This window comes from Streptosporangium amethystogenes subsp. fukuiense, assembly GCF_042665875.1.
GTDB classification, from domain to species: domain Bacteria; phylum Actinomycetota; class Actinomycetes; order Streptosporangiales; family Streptosporangiaceae; genus Streptosporangium; species Streptosporangium fukuiense.
In genome coordinates this window covers 2,380,394-2,395,686 of record NZ_JBHTEE010000001.1, presented here as the reverse complement: position 1 = coordinate 2,395,686, position 15,293 = coordinate 2,380,394, and the positions used below count along the sequence as shown (strand labels likewise).

Genomic DNA, 15,293 nt, shown 5'->3' with positions numbered 1-15,293 from the left:
TGCCGTTTCTGCACGTTCCACCCCTGATCAGATGGGTGCTGGCCCTGATGGTGACAGAGCCGTGGCGGCGATGGGATGGAGGGGCGGCGGACACCAACAGGCAGGAGAGGCGATGAGTACCAACGATGTCGGCATCCTCTGGTTGGAAGCCGTCACCCGTGACGGTGTCACGATAACCGTCAACGCGGTCGCCCGGGCGCTGGTCACCGATCCCGCGGCGTGCGCCTCCTATCCGGGTTCGCCGGGCGCCGCCATGCTGGCCGCGGCCGAGGCCGAGATCCGCCGGTACGTCGGGGAGCGCGATCTGTCGCGGCTGTCCCGGCGTGTCGATCTCGCCGGCGACGCCTATGGCGGGACCTGCCACTGGGGCGTCGAGGTGACGCTCGTGGCACTCACCCGTGTCGAGATGCGACTCCAGGAGGACCTGATCCGCTGGGCGGAACGACTCGCCTCGTGACCGCGGCTTCGAGTGGAAGGGAGTGACCACCGATATGAACATCACACGTACGACCGTGCCCGGTGAAGGGGTCCTGTTCCACTTCGCCACCCGAGACGGCCAGAACCTGGCGGTCATGGTGGACAGGAACGGATCCCGGCGGATCTTGGTATACGGCGGGGGCGATGAGCCCTCGCAGGCCATCCAACTGGCGCAGGACGAGGCCGATCAGATCGCCCAGGTTCTGCACAGCCGGTCAGTGGACGACAGGCTGGCCATTCTCGAACAGCGGATGGCCGAGATAGCAGGAGGGACACCGTGAGCACGCCGCCCGCGGTGCGCCATCTCACCCGACAGGAAGGTGCCATGCAAGCGCGCGACATCGCGGTGAGCCTTCCGACGGTCACCACGAGTGACTCCGTCGCGAAGGCCGTACGGGTCATGGTGATCGGCCGCCTGCCCGGGCTCATCATCGTGGACGACCGCTCGCGGCCCAAGCTGGTGCTTCCGGGCACCCAGGTGCTGAGGCTGGCCGTGCCCGGCTCCTACCAGGAGGATCCCGCGCTGGCCAGGACCATCGACGAGGCCTACGCGGACCAGTTCTGGCAGGACCTGGGCAATCGCACGGTCGGTGACTGCCTGCCGCGCGAGCACGCCAGGCCGGTGACCGTCCCGGTGGACGCGAACCTGCTCGAGGTGGCCGCGCTGATGGCCAGGATACGCAGCCCGATCGTGGCAGTGGTGGAACGTGACGGCTCGCTGGCCGGGGCGATCACCCTGGAGCGGCTGCTCACCAGCCTGGCCGTCTTCGGCCTCGGTGAGTCTTGAGCGCGCTGCTCGCCCTTGGGATCTTCCTCGTCGCGTTCTTCTTCATCGCCACCGAAAAGGCGAACAAGGTCAAAGTGGTCCTTGTCGCCGCGGGCGCGATGGCGGTTCTGGGGCTGATACCGGGCTCCGAGGTGTTCTTCTCCGAGCACGAGGGCATCGACTGGAACGTCATCTTCCTGCTACTCGGAATGATGATCATCGTAGGGATCATCAAACAGACAGGGATCTTCGACTACCTGGCCATCTGGGCGGCGAAACGTTCCAAAGGCGATCCCTACCGGCTCATGGTCATGCTGATGGTGATCACCGCCATCGCCTCGCCCTTCCTCGACAACGTCACCACGATCATGCTGGTGGCGCCGGTCACGGTGGTCGTGTGCGACCGGCTGCGGATTCCGGCCCAGCCGTACCTGATCGCGGAGGTGCTGGCCTCCAACATCGGCGGTGCGGCGACCCTCATCGGAGATCCGCCCAACATCATCATCGGCAGCAGGGCGGGGCTGACGTTCAACGACTTCCTGGTGCACATGGCGCCCATCGTGGTCGTCATCTTCGTCGCCTTCGTGCTGCTGACCAAGGTGCTGTTCAGAGGGTCCTTCCAGTACAACCCCGAGCACGTCGCCGCGGTGATGGCACTGCAGGAGCGGCGGGCGATCACCGATCCCAAGCTGCTCGTGCGCTGCCTGGCGGTGCTCGCCGCGGTGGTGGTGGGGTTCGGGCTGCACGCGGTGCTGCACATCGAGCCGTCCATCGTGGCGCTCGTGGGAGCGGGCGTGATGCTCCTGCTGTCGCGGGTCTCGGTCTCCGAGGTGCTGGCGGAAGTCGAGTGGCCGACGCTGGTGTTCTTCATGGGACTGTTCGTGATGGTCGCGGGTCTGGTCGAGACCGGCGTGATCGCGACGGTGGGCACATGGGCGATCGAGGCGGTCGGCGACGACTACTTCCTCGCGGCGACGTCGTTGCTGTTCGGTTCCAGCGTGCTGGGAGCGTTCTTCGACAACATCCCGTATGTCGCGACGATGGCACCGATCGTCGAGGGGATCGTGGCGCAGGCTCCCGACGCGGCGACCGGACAGGCGCTGTGGTGGGCGTTCGCACTGGGGGCCGACTTCGGTGGCAACGGCACGGCGGTGGCGGCCAGCGCGAACGTGGTGGCGATCGGCATCGCGGCGCGGACGGGCCACCCGATCAGTTTCTGGCAGTTCACCAAGTATGGAATCGTGGTGACGGTGCTGAGCACGCTCATGGCCTGGGCGTACGTCTGGCTCCGCTACTTCATGTGATCGCGACGGCCCGCCGCGGGTTCCACCACCCGCGGCGGGCCGGGGATTTCGCGGATGAGACTCCGGCGACTCGGGGGCGTCGTCCACGTCTCCGAGTCGTCGCTTCGCATGGTGAATCTGTGAAAATCGTTCACATCCGAGGCCGGGCCCCGTTACGGGTTCGGTCGCGCCACGGCCGGCGGGGGCAGCAGGGAGCGTATCTCCTGAGCGGTGAGAGTGCCGCCGCGTTCGAAGCCGGCGGTGAAGCGGTCCGCGCCCAGCGCCTCACGCACCCGCGTGGTGATCCGGTCGATGTCGCCGCGTTCGGTGGGAGGCGGCGGGGAGTTCGAGGCACGGGCCGCAGCCCCCGCACCCAGGAGCAGGGCGGCGGCGTCGTGGTCTCCGGCGAGGGTCAGTGCCCCGGCCAGGCCCTCCAGGGTGCCGGGCATCTCCCGGGAGCTCTCGAACCTGGCCGCGAGGTCGATGGACCTCAGATGCGAGGCGAGGGCCGCGGCGGCGTCGCCACGCTGCTCGGCGACGAATCCCAGCTCGCTCATGATCATGGGTAGGTACGGGGGCGGAGTCTCCTCCGCGCTCTGCTCGGGGGCGCCGTTCAGCAGGTCGCGCAGGTGGGTCTCGGCGAGATCGAGAAGGTCCTCCCTGCGGGCCGCGAAGGCGAGTCCCATCGTGGCGAAGATCTGCGCGGTCCGGTGCCCCTGCTCGGCCGCCAGCCGTAGCGCCCGTTCGCAGGTCTCCCTGGCCTGGGTGTAGTCGCCGCGTTGCAGGGCGGTCCAGCCGAGCCAGGCCAGCCGCCCGGCGACCTCGGGCCAGAGGCCGAGTTCCTCCGCCATGTGCAGGCCGTCCCGGTGCAGCCGGTCGGCCCGCTGGAGATCACCGGTCATCTCGGCCAGAGCGCCGAGCCAGCCGGTGGCCTCCAGCCTGCCCCAGCGGTCGCCGAGCTCGCCGAACAGCTCCGCGCTCCGTTCGCCGTCGCGTCCGAGCGCGGCCGGGTCACCTCGTACGTGCGCGAGCTTGGCCCGGGTGGCGAGGGCCGCGGCCGTCCCCCACCGGTCGCCGGTCGCCCGGAAGGCCGGCAGCGCTCGGTCCAGCAGGTCCTCCGCGGCCGACAGGTCGCCCAGGTCGATGCCGGTGTGGGCCAGAAACCACTCGGCCCTGGCGCGCCCGGCGGGATCGTTCGCGTCCTCGTACATCGACAGGACCGCGCGGCGGCGATCCTCCCGGTCCGCGACGTCGCCGTGGAGGAAACCGATCCCGGTCTCCCAGGCCAGCGCGCCGGCGCGGAGCGCGGAGGCCCGGGGGGCGGGCGTCTCCTCGGTGAGGGCCAGTGCGGCGGCCAGGGACCGCCGGGCCTCGGTCAGCCGTCCACGCAGCAACCAGTACCAGGCCATCGCGTTGACCAGGCGTAGCGCGCCGGCCGCGTCCTTCTCGCCGAGGGCGGTGTCGAGCGCGGTGCGGATGTTGGCGGTCTCCGCGTCCAGGCGGTGCAGCCAGTGTTGCTGCCGGTGTCCGTACAGGTACGGCGCGGCCTGTTCGGCGAGGTCGGTGTAGTGGTGCCGGTGGCGTTGCCGCAGGCGTTCGAGCTTGCCTGTCCGGCGGAGATGTTCCGCGCAGTAGGCGGCGACCGATTCCAGGAGACGGTAGCGGGGGCCGTCGGCGGCGTGGACGACGGTGACCAGGGAGCGGTCGACCAGGCGTGCCAGGAGGTTGGGGACGTCGGCGGAGGCGAGGTCCTCGGCGGCGCAGACGTTCTCCGCGGCGTGCAGGGTGCAGCCGCCGGTGTGAACGGCCAGGCGCTGGAGGGTGAGACGTTCCGGAGGGGTGAGGAGCTGCCAGCTCCAGTCGATCATGGCGTGCAGGGTCTGCTGGCGGGGTGGGGCGCCGCGGTGCCCGCCCGCCAGGAGGCGGAAGCGGTCGTCGAGGCGGTCGACGAGGTTGTGGACTCCCAGGGCACGGACCCTGGTGGCGGCCAGTTCCAGAGCCAGCGGGATGCCGTCCAGACGGTGGCAGAGCGTCGCGACCGCCGGGGCGGTGTCGGCGTCAAGGACGAAGTCTCTGCCGGCGGCGGATGCCCGGGCGACGAACAGCTGCACGGAACCGGTCTTTCGCAGTGCCTGCAGGTCGGTGTCGGCGAGGCGGGGGGTGTCCAGGGGTGGGACGTTCCAGATCATCTCGCCGGTCAGCGCGAGCGGTTCCTGGCTGGTGGCGAGGACGCACAGCGTGGGGATGGCGCCAAGCAGGTGCCGGACGAGTTCGGCGACCGGTTCGACGAGGTGCTCGCAGTTGTCGAGTACGAGGAGCAGCCGCCGGGAGCGCAGGGCGCCGGTGAGCCGGTCCCGAGGGGATGTCGGCTCCGACGGGGTGAGGGGAGATCGGACGTCCAGCACCGTCATGATCGTTTCAGCGAGCCGGGACACCGCGTCCGACATCCCGGACGGGTCCAACGAGGCGAGCTCGACCAGCCACACGCCGTCGGGAAAGGGGACGGTCAGGTTTCCGGCGACTTTGACGGCGAGGCGGGTCTTGCCCACTCCGCCGGGCCCCGTGAGGGTCACCAGCCGGTTGGTACCCAGCAGGGCACGGATCTCGGTGGCCGCGCGGTCCCTGCCGATCAGGGGGGTGAGAGGGGTGGGCAGGTTGGTGGCCGGGCCGGCCGCGACAGGGGGCGCCGGCGGGTCGAGGGCGGGGTCCTGGGTGAGGATGGCCCGATGCAGGGCGCCGAGGTCGGCGCCGGGGGTGAGACCGAGTTCGTCGGCGAGCCGGTCGCGGAGTTCCTCGTAGCTGCGGAGCGCCTCTGTCTGCCGTCCGGAGCGGTAGAGGGCGCGCATGTGGGCGGCGCGCAGCCGTTCTCGCAGGGGATGCCGGGTGAGCAGGTCGCCCAGTTCGTCGGCGAGCCGGGCGTGCTCGCCGAGGGTGAGGCGGGTCTCCGCGTGGTCTTCGTGGGCGGTGAGCAACTCCTCGTGCAGGCGCGCGACGGTGGGGCCGGTGAAGGGTTCGTCGGCGAAGTCGGCCAGGGCGGGGCCGCGCCACAGGGCGAGCGCGTCGGTGAGCAGCGCCGCCCTGGTCCGCGGGTCGCCGGTCCTTCCCGCCTCGGTGACCAGCGACCGGAAGCCTTCGGCGTCGGTGTCGGCCTTCAGCAGATATCCGGCCGGGTGGTGTGCGACCAGCTCCCGGCCACCGGGTTCGGCGTCCTCCAGCGCGCGCCGTAGCTGCGAGACCCTGACCTGCAGGGCGCCTGCGGGATTGGCCGGCGGCTCCTCGCCCCACAGGTCGTCGATCAGCCGGTCGGCGGGCACCGGGCGTCCCTCGTGCAGGAGCAGGTCGGCCAGCAGGGCGCGGACCTTCACTCCGGGGACCGTGACGGGCCGGCCGTCCGTCGTCCACACGGCCAGCGGCCCCAGTATCCCAAAACGCATGATCGACACGATAGTCCGGCATAGAGGGACGGCTGCCGGGTTTATGTCGATCACAACGGCCGACGGTAAGCCCGCGAGAAGGAGACCGTAAGTCCCTCCCGGCAGGGTGGAGCACATCGAGCCGGACACGGGAGCGAAGGAGGCCGGAGATGGCGGAGACGCACGAGGGTGACCGGTTGAGGGTGGCGGTCATCGTCGGCAGCACCCGTCGCGGCCGGTTCGGCCCCACGGTGGCGGCCTGGTTCGTGGCACGGGCGCGCAGGCGGGCCGATCTGGAGATCGACCTGATCGATCTGGCCGAGGTCGCCCTGCCCGGCACGCTCACGGACGAGGACGAGGCGCCGCCCGCCCCGGTGGCGGCGCTGGCGCCGCGCCTGGCCGACGCCGACGCTTTCGTGGTGGTGACTCCCGAGTACAACCGGAGCTTTCCCGCTCCGCTCAAGAGCGCCATCGACTGGTTCTACCCGGAGTGGCGGGCCAAGCCCGTCGCGTTCGTCTCCTACGGCAACGACTCCGGCGGTCTGCTGGCCGCCGCGCAGCTGCGTGAGGTGTTCACCGAGCTGCACGCGGTGGCCATCCGCGACGGTGTCGCGCTGCCCCGCTACTGGGAGCAGTTCGCCGCCGACGGCAACTGGCCCAGGGCCGGCGCGCCGTGCGACACCGCGGTCAAGACCACTCTGGACCAGCTGATCTGGTGGGCCCACGCACTACGCGAGGCCCGCGCCAAACGCCCCTACACCATTTGAACCAGGCGGCACACAGCCGTCGGAGATCCCTCGCGCCGCGGAAGGCCGCGGGGCGTTTCGAATCAACAGCGCGTTCGCCGAACGCCGGAACCACGGAGAGACCAATGGGTAAGATCATCGCTTCGACCTACGCGACGCTCGACGGCTTCATCGACAACCCCCACCTGTGGTCCATGCAGTACGCGAACGCGGGGAGCGGCGAGTACGCCCTCGGCCTGGTCTTCGCCGCCGAGGCCCTCCTGCTCGGACGGGCCACCTACGACGGCATGGCGCAGGCCTGGCCGTCGATGAGCGGCAACCCCTACGCCGACCGGGTGAACAGCATTCCCAAGTACGTGGTCTCCTCGACCCTGGAGAAGGCCGGGTGGAACAACTCGACGATCATCCACGGAGACGACCTCGTCACCGAGGTGGCCAAGCTGAAGGAGCAGTTCGGCGGGAACATCCTGATCTGGGGCTGTGGCCGGCTCACCGACACGCTCATGGAGCACGGTCTCCTCGACGAGTACCGGATCTGGCTCTGCCCGGTCGTCCGTGGCCAGGGGGAGCGCCTGTTCCGTGAGGGCACCGAGGCCACCCTGGAGCTCACGGACACCGCGACGTTCGACTCGGGAGTCGTCATCCTCACCTACCGGCCGGTTAACGACGGCTGAGCGACACCCGGCCAGGGGAGACGGCCCTGCTCTCCTGGCCGGGTGGCCTGAGGTTCCAGGTGGCCGTTCCACCCGACTCCGTCGGGTGGAACGGCCATATTTATTAATCTACAATGTAAAGCCGCTGGCTGGGATTTAATGACTAAAAGCAGGAAAAAGCTTCATAAAACCAGCAGGCTGAAGCGAGAGCTCAAGCCCGGCGCGTGGGCGGGGGCGCCTGCTGGACGACGGCCACGGGCGCGTGGGCATGGGGGAGCAGGGCGTGCACCGTCGATCCGAGAATCCTCGCCGGCCCGGGGGCGCCCACGACGACCAGTTCGGCGGAGGCCGAGGCGTCGATGAGCGCCCTGGCCGGATGTTCGTGTACCACCTGTTCGACGACGGGCACGTCGGGGAACCTCTCCCGCCAGCCGCCGATGGACTCGGCCAGCAGGCGTGCCTCCTCCTGGCCGACGCCTTCGAGGTCGAAGACGAGCGGCTGCATGTCGCCGGGGGCCCGGACGGCCGGATGGGTCCAGGCGTGCACCATCCGCAGGGGGAGGCCGTGCAGCGTGGCCTCGTGGAAGGCGAACTCCAGGGTGCCTTCCTGGCCGGGGCGTCCGGTGACGCCGACGGCGATCTCGGTGCCGTGCTCGGTGCGGGGTTCGCCCACGACCACCACCGGGCGGGGGGAACGATCGGCGAGAGCGCGGCTGACCGAGCCCAGCAGCAGCCCGGCGAATCCGCCGCGGCCCCGGCTGCCGACGACGATCATCTGTGCGGTCCCGGCCGCGGCGATGATCGCCTCCGCGGTGGCACCGTCGGCGATCTCGGTGTCGACCGTCACGGTGGGGGCGGCGGCGCGGGCCTGTTCGGAGGCGTGGCGCAGCAGCCTCCGGGCGGTGGACTCCGCCGCCGGTCCCCAGTGGGCGGGCTGCGGGACGAGGGGGACGTCGTAGGCCCAGCGGAGGGTGACGTGTACGAGGCGCAGGGGCGCGTTCCTCAGGGCGGCCTCTCGTGCCGCCCAGGTCACGGCCTGGAGTGAGGAGTCCGAGCCGTCGACGCCGACGATGATGGGTTCTGCCATGAGCACCACCTTGGGACGGAAGCCGGATCGCGCGCGTATGAGGCTATGTACCCACGGTGTAACCACGTCTCCGCTGGTCCGGCGCTTTTTGATCTTGAAGTGAGCGCATCTTCCGTGCCGGGGTGCGAGACTTCGCAGTATGGGGGAGTTCGAACCCGGCGCCTTGGTACCGCACATGCGGCTGGACGAGCTGCTGTCGGAGCTGAGGGTGCGTCTGGAGGCGGTGCTCGCCACCCGCGACCGGGTGCACGCACTGCTGGACGCGGTCGTCTCGGTGGGCGGTGAGCTTGATCTGGAGACCGTGCTGCGCCGGATCGTGGAGACCGCGATCTCCCTTGTCGACGCCACCTACGGCGCCCTGGGGCTGATCGGTGAGGAGAACACACTCGTTCGGTTCGTCCCGGTGGGGCTGAGCGAGGAGGAGATCGCGGGCATCGAGCACTGGCCGCACGGCCTTGGCCTGATCGGCCTGCTGATCAGGCAACCGCAGTCGCTGCGGCTGGCCCGCATCTGTGATCATCCGGAGTCGCACGGCTTTCCGCACGGACATCCGCCGATGGGGTCGTTTCTGGGGGTGCCGATCCGGGTGCGTGAGGAGGTTTTCGGAAATCTTTACCTCACGGAGAAGCGTGGGGGAGGAGAGTTCGACGACGAGGACGAGGCGATCGTGACCGCGCTGGCCACCGCCGCCGGTGTCGCGATCGAGAACGCCCGGCTGTATGAGGAGAGCCGGCGGCGGGAGATGTGGCTGCAGGCCTCGGCGGAGGTCACCACCAGCCTGCTGTCGGGGGCGGAGCCGGGAGAGGTGCTCACGTTGATCGCCCGGCGAGCGCGGCGGATGGCCGGTGCCGATCTCGTCACGGTCCTGTTGCCCGAGGAGGGCGGGCAGGTTCTGCGCGCGGTTGTCGCCGATGGGCCGGGTGGGGAGCAGGCGGCCCATGCGGAGACCCCTGTCGCCGACTCTCTCGCCGGTCTGGCCTTCACCAGTGGTGAGCCGCTCATGGTCACCGATTCGGCCGAGGCGGGGATTCTGACCGTGATCGCCGGCCGTGTCTCGCCGGGTACGGTGGCCGCGGTGCCGATCGGCGCGGCCGGAGGGGTGCGGGGTGTGCTGCTGCTGGGCAAGCATCCGGGATGTGTCCCGTTCAGCCAGGCGGAGTTGCGCACCCTGCACTCCTTCGCCGGGCAGGCCGCGGTCGCCCTGGAGCTGGCGGAGAGGCGGGTGGACGCCGAGCGGCTGAGCCTGCTGGAGGATCGGGACCGGATCGCCAAGGATCTGCACGACGTGGTGATTCAACGGCTGTTCGCCGTCGCCATGACGCTGATGGGCACCGCGCGGTTCGTGGAGCGCTCCGAGGCCTCCGAGCGGTTGCGCAACGCGATCGACGAGTTGGACGGGACCATCCGGCAGATCCGCTCGACGATCTTCGCCCTGCAGGCCCCCCTTCAGGAAGGCGGTCGCGGCCTGCGCGCGCAGATCGTGGAACTGGTCGAGGACGCGCGGGCCCATCTGGGGTTCATGCCGGGCCTGATGATGGAGGGTCCGCTGGACAGTGGCGTGCCGGAGCGGGTCGCGGAGCACCTGCTGGCCGCTCTGCGGGAGGCTCTGTCCAACATCGTGCGGCATGCCAGGGCCTCCAGGGCCGAGGTGACCGTTGAGATCGAAGGCGATCGGCTCGTTCTCACCGTGGTGGACGACGGGGCCGGGGTGCCAGGGGGGTGCAGGCGCAGTGGGCTGCGTAATCTCAAGGAGCGGGCCGAACGGCTTGGCGGCTCCTTCTCGGTCGAGTCCTCTCCGGAGGCGGGGACCCGCCTGATCTGGAGCGCGTCCCTCACCTAGCCGGAGGTCCGCTTATTCGGGGTGGTTGGTCTTCAGCCGTGTCACCAGGGCGGCGGCCTGGGTGCGGCGTTGCATGTTCAGTTTGGACAGCAGGTTGGAGACGTAGTTCTTGACCGTTTTCTCGGCGAGGTACATTCGCTCGCCGATCTGCCGGTTGGTCAGGCCTTCGCCGATCAGTTCAAGGATGTGGCGTTCCTGGTCGGAAAGAGCGGCCAGCGGGTCTTTCTTGACGGCCTGTTCGCGTAGCCGCGCCAGCATGGCGGAGGTCGTCTGCGGATCCAGCATCGATTCGCCGCCCGCCACCGTGCGTACGGCGCCGACCAGGTCCGAGCCGTGGATCTGTTTGAGCACGTAGCCGGAGGCGCCCGCCATCACGGCGTTGAACAGGGCTTCGTCGTCGGCGAAGGAGGTCAGCATCAGGCAGGCCAGTCCCGGCATCTTGGAGCGGACCTCACGGCACACGTCCACCCCGTTGCCGTCGGGCAGGCGCACGTCCAGAACCGCGACGTCCGGTTGCAGCGCTGGAATGCGGGCTATCGCCGACTCGGCGGTCCCCGCTTCGCCGATCACCTCGATGTCGCCTTCGGACTCCAGCAGTGCGGCCACGCCGCGCCGTACCACTTCGTGATCGTCGACCAGGAACACGCGAATCATGTCCTGAGATTATCCTTCCCGGAGTGCCGGTGGTAAGGACGAGGATCCCCGCCATCGTGCGGTGAGCGCGGATGTCTTCGGTGCTGAGCCGGCGGCGAGGGCGGATGATCAGGTTTTCGCCTCGAACAGGCCGGCCACCCCGGCCATCGCTCCCAGGTGGATTCCCTCGGAGGTGGTTCCCGCCTGGAGATCTCGCACGTCGTTGTTCAGCGCCTCGACCAGGAAGGGGTGCGAGGCGCCGGGGCGCAGGCGGGCCAGCACTCCGGCGTGGACGACGGCGCTCAGCGTCGAGCCGTGGCAGGTGCGGGCCAGGTAGTAGTCCACGGTGTCCTTGGCCATCGTGGCGTTCCACTCGTAGCCAAGGCCGGTCAGGATCTCGTCGAGCCCTTCCTCGCCGAGCAGGTGGAAGAGCATGAGCACGTCGGCCTGTTTGGAGGCCTTGTACCGGTTCGGCGTGTCGCCTTCGGCTTCGAGGATGCGGTCCAGCCGCCGGATGTCTCCGTACTTCTTCCGGTAGGCGGCCCAGTCCAGCTCCTCCAGGCCCGCGTATCCCTCGAACTGGCTGATCACCCCTTCGTGGAAGTCCACCCGCATCCGCCGGGTCATGGCGGTGAACAGTTCGATCTCCTGTTCGCCGACCCCCTCGGCGCCGACCAGGCCGATCATGTCCAGGACCCGGCGCATCAACCAGGCGGTCATGACGTTGGTGTAGGCGTTGTTGTCCAGTCCGGGCTCGGCGTGGTCGGGGTAGCCGTCGTGATACTCGTCCGGGCCCATCACGCCGCGGATCGCGTAGCGCCCCTTCTCGCAGGTCGCGAGTGAGGCGAAGAAGCGGGCCACCTCCAGCAGCAGTTCGCCGCCGAAACCGGCCAGGAAGGCGGTGTCCTTCGTCGCCTGGTAGTGCTGCCACACGTTGAAGGCGACGGCCAGGCCGACGTGGCGCTGCAGGTGTGAGCGGTCGGGGAGCCAGCGGCCGGAACGGGGGTTGAAGTGCAGGCGCGGTGTCTCCTCCCGGCCGTCGCTGCCGCTCTGCCAGGGAAACATCGCTCCGGCGTATCCGGCCGCGCGGGCGGCCCAGCGTGCCTCGGGCAGGCGGCGCCACCGGTACCTGAGCAGTGCCCGGGTGATTTCGGGCAGGCGCGGGGCGAGAAAGGGGATGACGAACAGGTCGTCCCAGAACACGTGGCCCCGGTAGGCCTCGCCGTGCAGGCCCCGGGCGGGTAGGCCGGTGTCGAGTTCCGCGATGTGCGGGGAGGCCGTCTGCAGCAGGTGGAAGACGTACAGGTTGAGGATCTGCTGCACCTCGGTGTCCTGGGCGGTGACGTGCGCCCGCCGCCACAGCCGGTCCCAGGCCCGGATGTGCCGCTTGAGGAGGGTGGCGAAGCCGCCCGCGCGCACGACGGCGCTTCTCGCGGCGGCCTCGCTCTCGGAGATCGCCCTGTCGCGGGAGGTGTAGAGGGCCACGATCTTCTCCACGGTGACCTCGTCACCGGCTTTCACCTCGACGGTGCGGTCATCGCCGACCCAGCCCTCCTCGACGTCGGCGCGGCAGCGCCCGCCGGCCAGTGTGGTGCGGGCGGCGAGTGCGATCTCCACGCGGGAGGTGGCGGTGCGGGTCAGCAGTTCGATCACGCCGTGGGCGGCGTGCCCGCAGATCGGAACGAGATGCCGGCCCTCCAGCTCGCGGTAGCGGGCGACTCCGGCGTTGGTGACGCGCCCGTCCAGTGCCGAGCGGATCTCCAGCGCTCCGTCCCAGTTCTCCGGAACGATCGTCATCGTGAGGGCGGCCAGGTGTGGGTCGTCCATCGAGACCAGGCGGTGCTGTTCCACTCGGGTGACCCGGCCCTGAGGGTCGCGTATCCGCAGGAACCGGGTGAGAGTTCCCTGGCGCATGTCGAGCGTGTGGCGGTAGGTCAGGATCTCGGCGGTGCCGGGAGCGAACCAGTCGCCGCCTTCGGCGCGAAAGGTGAGGAACAGCCAGTTCGGCACGTTGACCAGGTCCTCGTTCTCCACCGGGTGTCCCGCCACCTGGGAGACGAGCCGGTCGTAGCAGCCGGCGACGTAGGTGCCGGGATAGTGCACCCCGTCGGCCTGTGACTCCGGCGCGGCGCCCCGGGTGGCGAAGTAGCCGTTGCCGAGCGTCGTCAGCGCCTCTCGCACCCCCTCCCGGGCGGGGTCGAAGCCGTCATAGGTGAGGAGCCAGGGGTTCACGTCTTCTCCCGTGAAGTTGTGGTTGTGCCAGATCGGTGACGAGGCCGACGCCGGTGATGGGAGCGGAGTCGAAGCGGCCTGCCCTGACTGCCGGGAGAGTCATGAGTATCCCCTTCCGTCTGCACGGTACGGCACTGTTCACGGCGGTTTTAGGGCTGATCGGCCCTATGGCGCAGGGACCTTCGTCGGAAGGTCTGGCATTGCATGCGAAAGGGGACAAAGGTCCCCACGTCCGGGGACGATCGTCCCTGGGAGAACCGCAGGTGCCGCGATCCGATGGGCAGCGGGGGAAGTGATGACCGAATCGATCGCTGTCGGAACGGATGGCTCGGCCGCCGCCACCGCGGCCCTGGAGTGGGCGGTCGACGACGCCGTCCGCCGGGGGGTGTCCCTGCGGATCGTGCACGCCATGGACCGCTGGCCGCACGATCTTGTCGAGTTTCCCGCGCCGGCCCGGCCCGGCCGGCTGGCGTGCTTCGGCGAGCAGGTGCTCACCGAAGCGGCCAAGGCGGCGACGGAGCGGAGGCCGGATGTCCGGGTGACCACCGAGCTGATCGAGGGGACGCCGTCCGACGTTCTGTGCGGGCAGGCGGAAACGGCGATCGAACTGGTGGTCGGCAACCGTGGCCTGGGCGGTTTCGCCGGATCGTTGCTCGGCTCGGTTCCCGTCCGGCTGGCGGGCCACGTACGTGGTGCGGTGGTGGTCGTCAGGCAGGGACGTGCCGAGGCGTACGGCGAGGTGGTCGTGGGTGTCGACGGTTCCGCCGAGTGCGAACCCGCCCTCGGGTTCGCCTTCGAGCAGGCCGCCTTGCGCGGATGCGGGCTGCGCGCGGTCTACGCCTGGCAGATGCCCCACGCGTTCTCGCCGGAGGCGGCCGAAGACACCGAAGAGATCCGGTACGCACAGCGCCGGATGGCCGAGGAGCGGCTCGCCGGCTGGCAGGAGCGGTTTCCCGCGGTCGAGGTCGTCTCGGAGGTGACGCGTGCGCGCCCGGTGCCGACACTGCTGGCCGCCTCGGCACGGGCGGACCTGCTCGTGGTGGGTTCTCGCGGCCTCGGTGCCGTCGGCTCGGTCCTTCTGGGATCGGTCAGCCGCGAGGTTCTCCACCATGCTCGCGGCCCCGTCGCGGTCGTCAGATCGACCAGGTCCACTGGCCGGGGGCCGCGCGCCTCATCCGGGTGACCGGAGGCCACGGGGGTAGGAGACCTGCACCGGCTTTCTGCCGCGGGGGCGGCCGGAGGTTCGAAGGGGGAACAACATGATCCTGGTGGGAGTCGACGGCTCACAGGCCGCGCTTGAGGCGGTGAGCTGGGCCGTGCGGGAGGCCGGGCTACGCGACACCGAGCTGCGCGTCGTGCACGTCATGGTGGCCTGGCCGTTGGAGATGACCGAGGACGCTCCGTACGCCGATGTCGGCCGGTGGATGCGCGACGGGGCCACGTCCATGCTGACGGACGCGCTGAACCGGGCCCGCGAGGAGGACAGCCGGGTCGGGGTGGAGTCGTCGCTGCTGCCGGGCGACCCCAGGGGCGTCCTGATCAAGGCCGCGCAGGACGCCGACCTCCTGGTGGTCGGCAGCCACGGCCGGGACGGTTTCTCCGGCATGCTGCTGGGGTCGGTCGCGCTGGGCGTGGCCGGGCATACCGCCTGCCCGGTCGCCGTCATACGGAGGACGCCCGCGCGGCCAGGCGGTGAGGTGGTCGTCGGAGTCGACGGCTCCGTGGCGGGCGCGTCCGCCATCGAGTTCGCCTTCGCCGAGGCGTCCCTGCGCGGTGCCGGCCTGCGGGCGGTGCACGCCTGGAACCAGCCCGTCGTCGGCGGAAGGCCGTTCGCCCCGACGTCCGCCGAGGAGGCGGCCGAGGGGGAACGGCGGCTGCTGGCCGAGGCGCTGGCCGGCTGGGGAGAGCGCTATCCGGATGTCAAGGTCACCGAGCAGATGGAGCAAGGGCATCCGGTGGATGTGCTGAAGAACGCCTCGGCACAGGCCGATCTGCTGGTCGTGGGATCACGTGGTCGCGGGGACCTCGCGGGACTGCTGCTGGGCTCGGTCAGCCACTCGCTGCTGCAGCACGCCGTCTGCCCGCTGGTCGTGACACCCGCCGTCATGACACCCCGGCACACCTGACCGGACGGCCGGAGAGGGCCACATCCGCCTGACGGCG

13 protein-coding genes are annotated in these 15,293 nt (G+C 70.0%); 9 read left to right on the top strand and 4 right to left on the bottom strand.

The window, feature by feature from the left end:
* The first annotated feature begins 112 nt into the window (after positions 1-112).
* Genes ACFQVD_RS10540 through ACFQVD_RS10525 form a run of 4 tightly spaced genes read left to right on the top strand, consistent with a single transcriptional unit; the run spans position 113 to position 2,547 of the window.
* Complete coding sequence (locus ACFQVD_RS10540) at positions 113-457, top strand: hypothetical protein (RefSeq protein ID WP_343966177.1); 345 nt, start codon at positions 113-115, stop codon at positions 455-457.
* Between the two features lie 34 nt (positions 458-491).
* Entirely contained in the window at positions 492-758 is a 267-nt protein-coding gene (locus ACFQVD_RS10535; protein ID WP_343966179.1) for a hypothetical protein, read from the top strand.
* Positions 759-802: 44 nt separating this feature from the next.
* Positions 803-1,264, top strand: coding sequence for a CBS domain-containing protein (locus tag ACFQVD_RS10530; RefSeq protein ID WP_030914291.1), 462 nt, complete (start codon positions 803-805; stop codon positions 1,262-1,264).
* Positions 1,261-2,547, top strand: coding sequence for an ArsB/NhaD family transporter (locus ACFQVD_RS10525; RefSeq protein WP_343966182.1), 1,287 nt, complete (start codon positions 1,261-1,263; stop codon positions 2,545-2,547). The genes ACFQVD_RS10530 and ACFQVD_RS10525 overlap by 4 nt, the downstream gene beginning before the upstream one ends.
* A 152-nt stretch (positions 2,548-2,699) precedes the next feature.
* Here ACFQVD_RS10525 and ACFQVD_RS10520 read toward each other — a convergent pair whose 3' ends face one another.
* Positions 2,700-5,960 (bottom strand): BTAD domain-containing putative transcriptional regulator, encoded by a 3,261-nt coding sequence (locus ACFQVD_RS10520; protein WP_386270950.1) that lies wholly within the window; start codon positions 5,958-5,960, stop codon positions 2,700-2,702.
* A gap of 149 nt (positions 5,961-6,109) precedes the next feature.
* On the opposite strand from ACFQVD_RS10520, the gene ACFQVD_RS10515 reads away from it, so the two are divergent.
* Together ACFQVD_RS10515 and ACFQVD_RS10510 are read left to right on the top strand one after the other, a co-directional pair.
* On the top strand, positions 6,110-6,706 hold the full coding sequence (locus ACFQVD_RS10515; protein WP_343966188.1) for an NADPH-dependent FMN reductase: 597 nt from the start codon (positions 6,110-6,112) through the stop codon (positions 6,704-6,706).
* 104 nt (positions 6,707-6,810) lie between these two features.
* A complete protein-coding gene (locus ACFQVD_RS10510; RefSeq protein WP_343966190.1) occupies positions 6,811-7,359 on the top strand; it encodes a dihydrofolate reductase family protein in 549 nt (182 codons plus the stop codon).
* A gap of 190 nt (positions 7,360-7,549) precedes the next feature.
* On the opposite strand, the gene ACFQVD_RS10505 is transcribed toward ACFQVD_RS10510, so the two are convergent.
* Positions 7,550-8,425 (bottom strand): universal stress protein, encoded by an 876-nt coding sequence (locus tag ACFQVD_RS10505; protein ID WP_343966192.1) that lies wholly within the window; start codon positions 8,423-8,425, stop codon positions 7,550-7,552.
* A 139-nt stretch (positions 8,426-8,564) separates the two neighbouring features.
* Between ACFQVD_RS10505 and ACFQVD_RS10500 the strand changes: the two genes are divergently transcribed.
* Complete coding sequence (locus ACFQVD_RS10500) at positions 8,565-10,265, top strand: sensor histidine kinase (protein ID WP_343966194.1); 1,701 nt, start codon at positions 8,565-8,567, stop codon at positions 10,263-10,265.
* A 12-nt stretch (positions 10,266-10,277) separates the two neighbouring features.
* On the opposite strand, the gene ACFQVD_RS10495 is transcribed toward ACFQVD_RS10500, so the two are convergent.
* Positions 10,278-10,919 carry a response regulator transcription factor gene (locus ACFQVD_RS10495; RefSeq protein ID WP_343966196.1) on the bottom strand — a complete coding sequence of 214 codons (642 nt, stop codon included), beginning with the start codon at positions 10,917-10,919 and terminating at the stop codon, positions 10,278-10,280.
* 108 nt (positions 10,920-11,027) lie between these two features.
* Positions 11,028-13,130, bottom strand: a complete 2,103-nt coding sequence (locus tag ACFQVD_RS10490) for a glycoside hydrolase family 65 protein (RefSeq protein WP_343966198.1) — start codon at positions 13,128-13,130, stop codon at positions 11,028-11,030.
* Between the two features lie 295 nt (positions 13,131-13,425).
* On the opposite strand from ACFQVD_RS10490, the gene ACFQVD_RS10485 reads away from it, so the two are divergent.
* The gene (locus ACFQVD_RS10485; RefSeq protein ID WP_343966200.1) at positions 13,426-14,313 is read left to right on the top strand and encodes a universal stress protein; all 888 of its coding nucleotides are present in this window, start codon (positions 13,426-13,428) and stop codon (positions 14,311-14,313) included.
* Between the two features lie 76 nt (positions 14,314-14,389).
* The gene (locus ACFQVD_RS10480; protein WP_343966202.1) at positions 14,390-15,256 is read left to right on the top strand and encodes a universal stress protein; all 867 of its coding nucleotides are present in this window, start codon (positions 14,390-14,392) and stop codon (positions 15,254-15,256) included.
* Positions 15,257-15,293: the final 37 nt, after the last annotated feature.

Excerpts from the sequence above, each read along its gene's own strand:
- ACFQVD_RS10515 (WP_343966188.1), top strand. The coding sequence starts at position 6,110 with ATGGCGGAGACGCACGAGGGTGACCGGTTGAGGGTGGCGGTCATCGTC.
- ACFQVD_RS10485 (WP_343966200.1), top strand. The coding sequence starts at position 13,426 with ATGACCGAATCGATCGCTGTCGGAACGGATGGCTCGGCCGCCGCCACC.
- ACFQVD_RS10510 (WP_343966190.1), top strand. The coding sequence starts at position 6,811 with ATGGGTAAGATCATCGCTTCGACCTACGCGACGCTCGACGGCTTCATC.
- ACFQVD_RS10535 (WP_343966179.1), top strand. The coding sequence starts at position 492 with ATGAACATCACACGTACGACCGTGCCCGGTGAAGGGGTCCTGTTCCAC.
- ACFQVD_RS10500 (WP_343966194.1), top strand. The coding sequence starts at position 8,565 with ATGGGGGAGTTCGAACCCGGCGCCTTGGTACCGCACATGCGGCTGGAC.
- ACFQVD_RS10495 (WP_343966196.1), bottom strand. The coding sequence starts at position 10,919 with ATGATTCGCGTGTTCCTGGTCGACGATCACGAAGTGGTACGGCGCGGC.
- ACFQVD_RS10530 (WP_030914291.1), top strand. The coding sequence starts at position 803 with ATGCAAGCGCGCGACATCGCGGTGAGCCTTCCGACGGTCACCACGAGT.
- ACFQVD_RS10480 (WP_343966202.1), top strand. The coding sequence starts at position 14,390 with ATGATCCTGGTGGGAGTCGACGGCTCACAGGCCGCGCTTGAGGCGGTG.
- ACFQVD_RS10520 (WP_386270950.1), bottom strand. The coding sequence starts at position 5,960 with ATGCGTTTTGGGATACTGGGGCCGCTGGCCGTGTGGACGACGGACGGC.
- ACFQVD_RS10540 (WP_343966177.1), top strand. The coding sequence starts at position 113 with ATGAGTACCAACGATGTCGGCATCCTCTGGTTGGAAGCCGTCACCCGT.
- ACFQVD_RS10505 (WP_343966192.1), bottom strand. The coding sequence starts at position 8,425 with ATGGCAGAACCCATCATCGTCGGCGTCGACGGCTCGGACTCCTCACTC.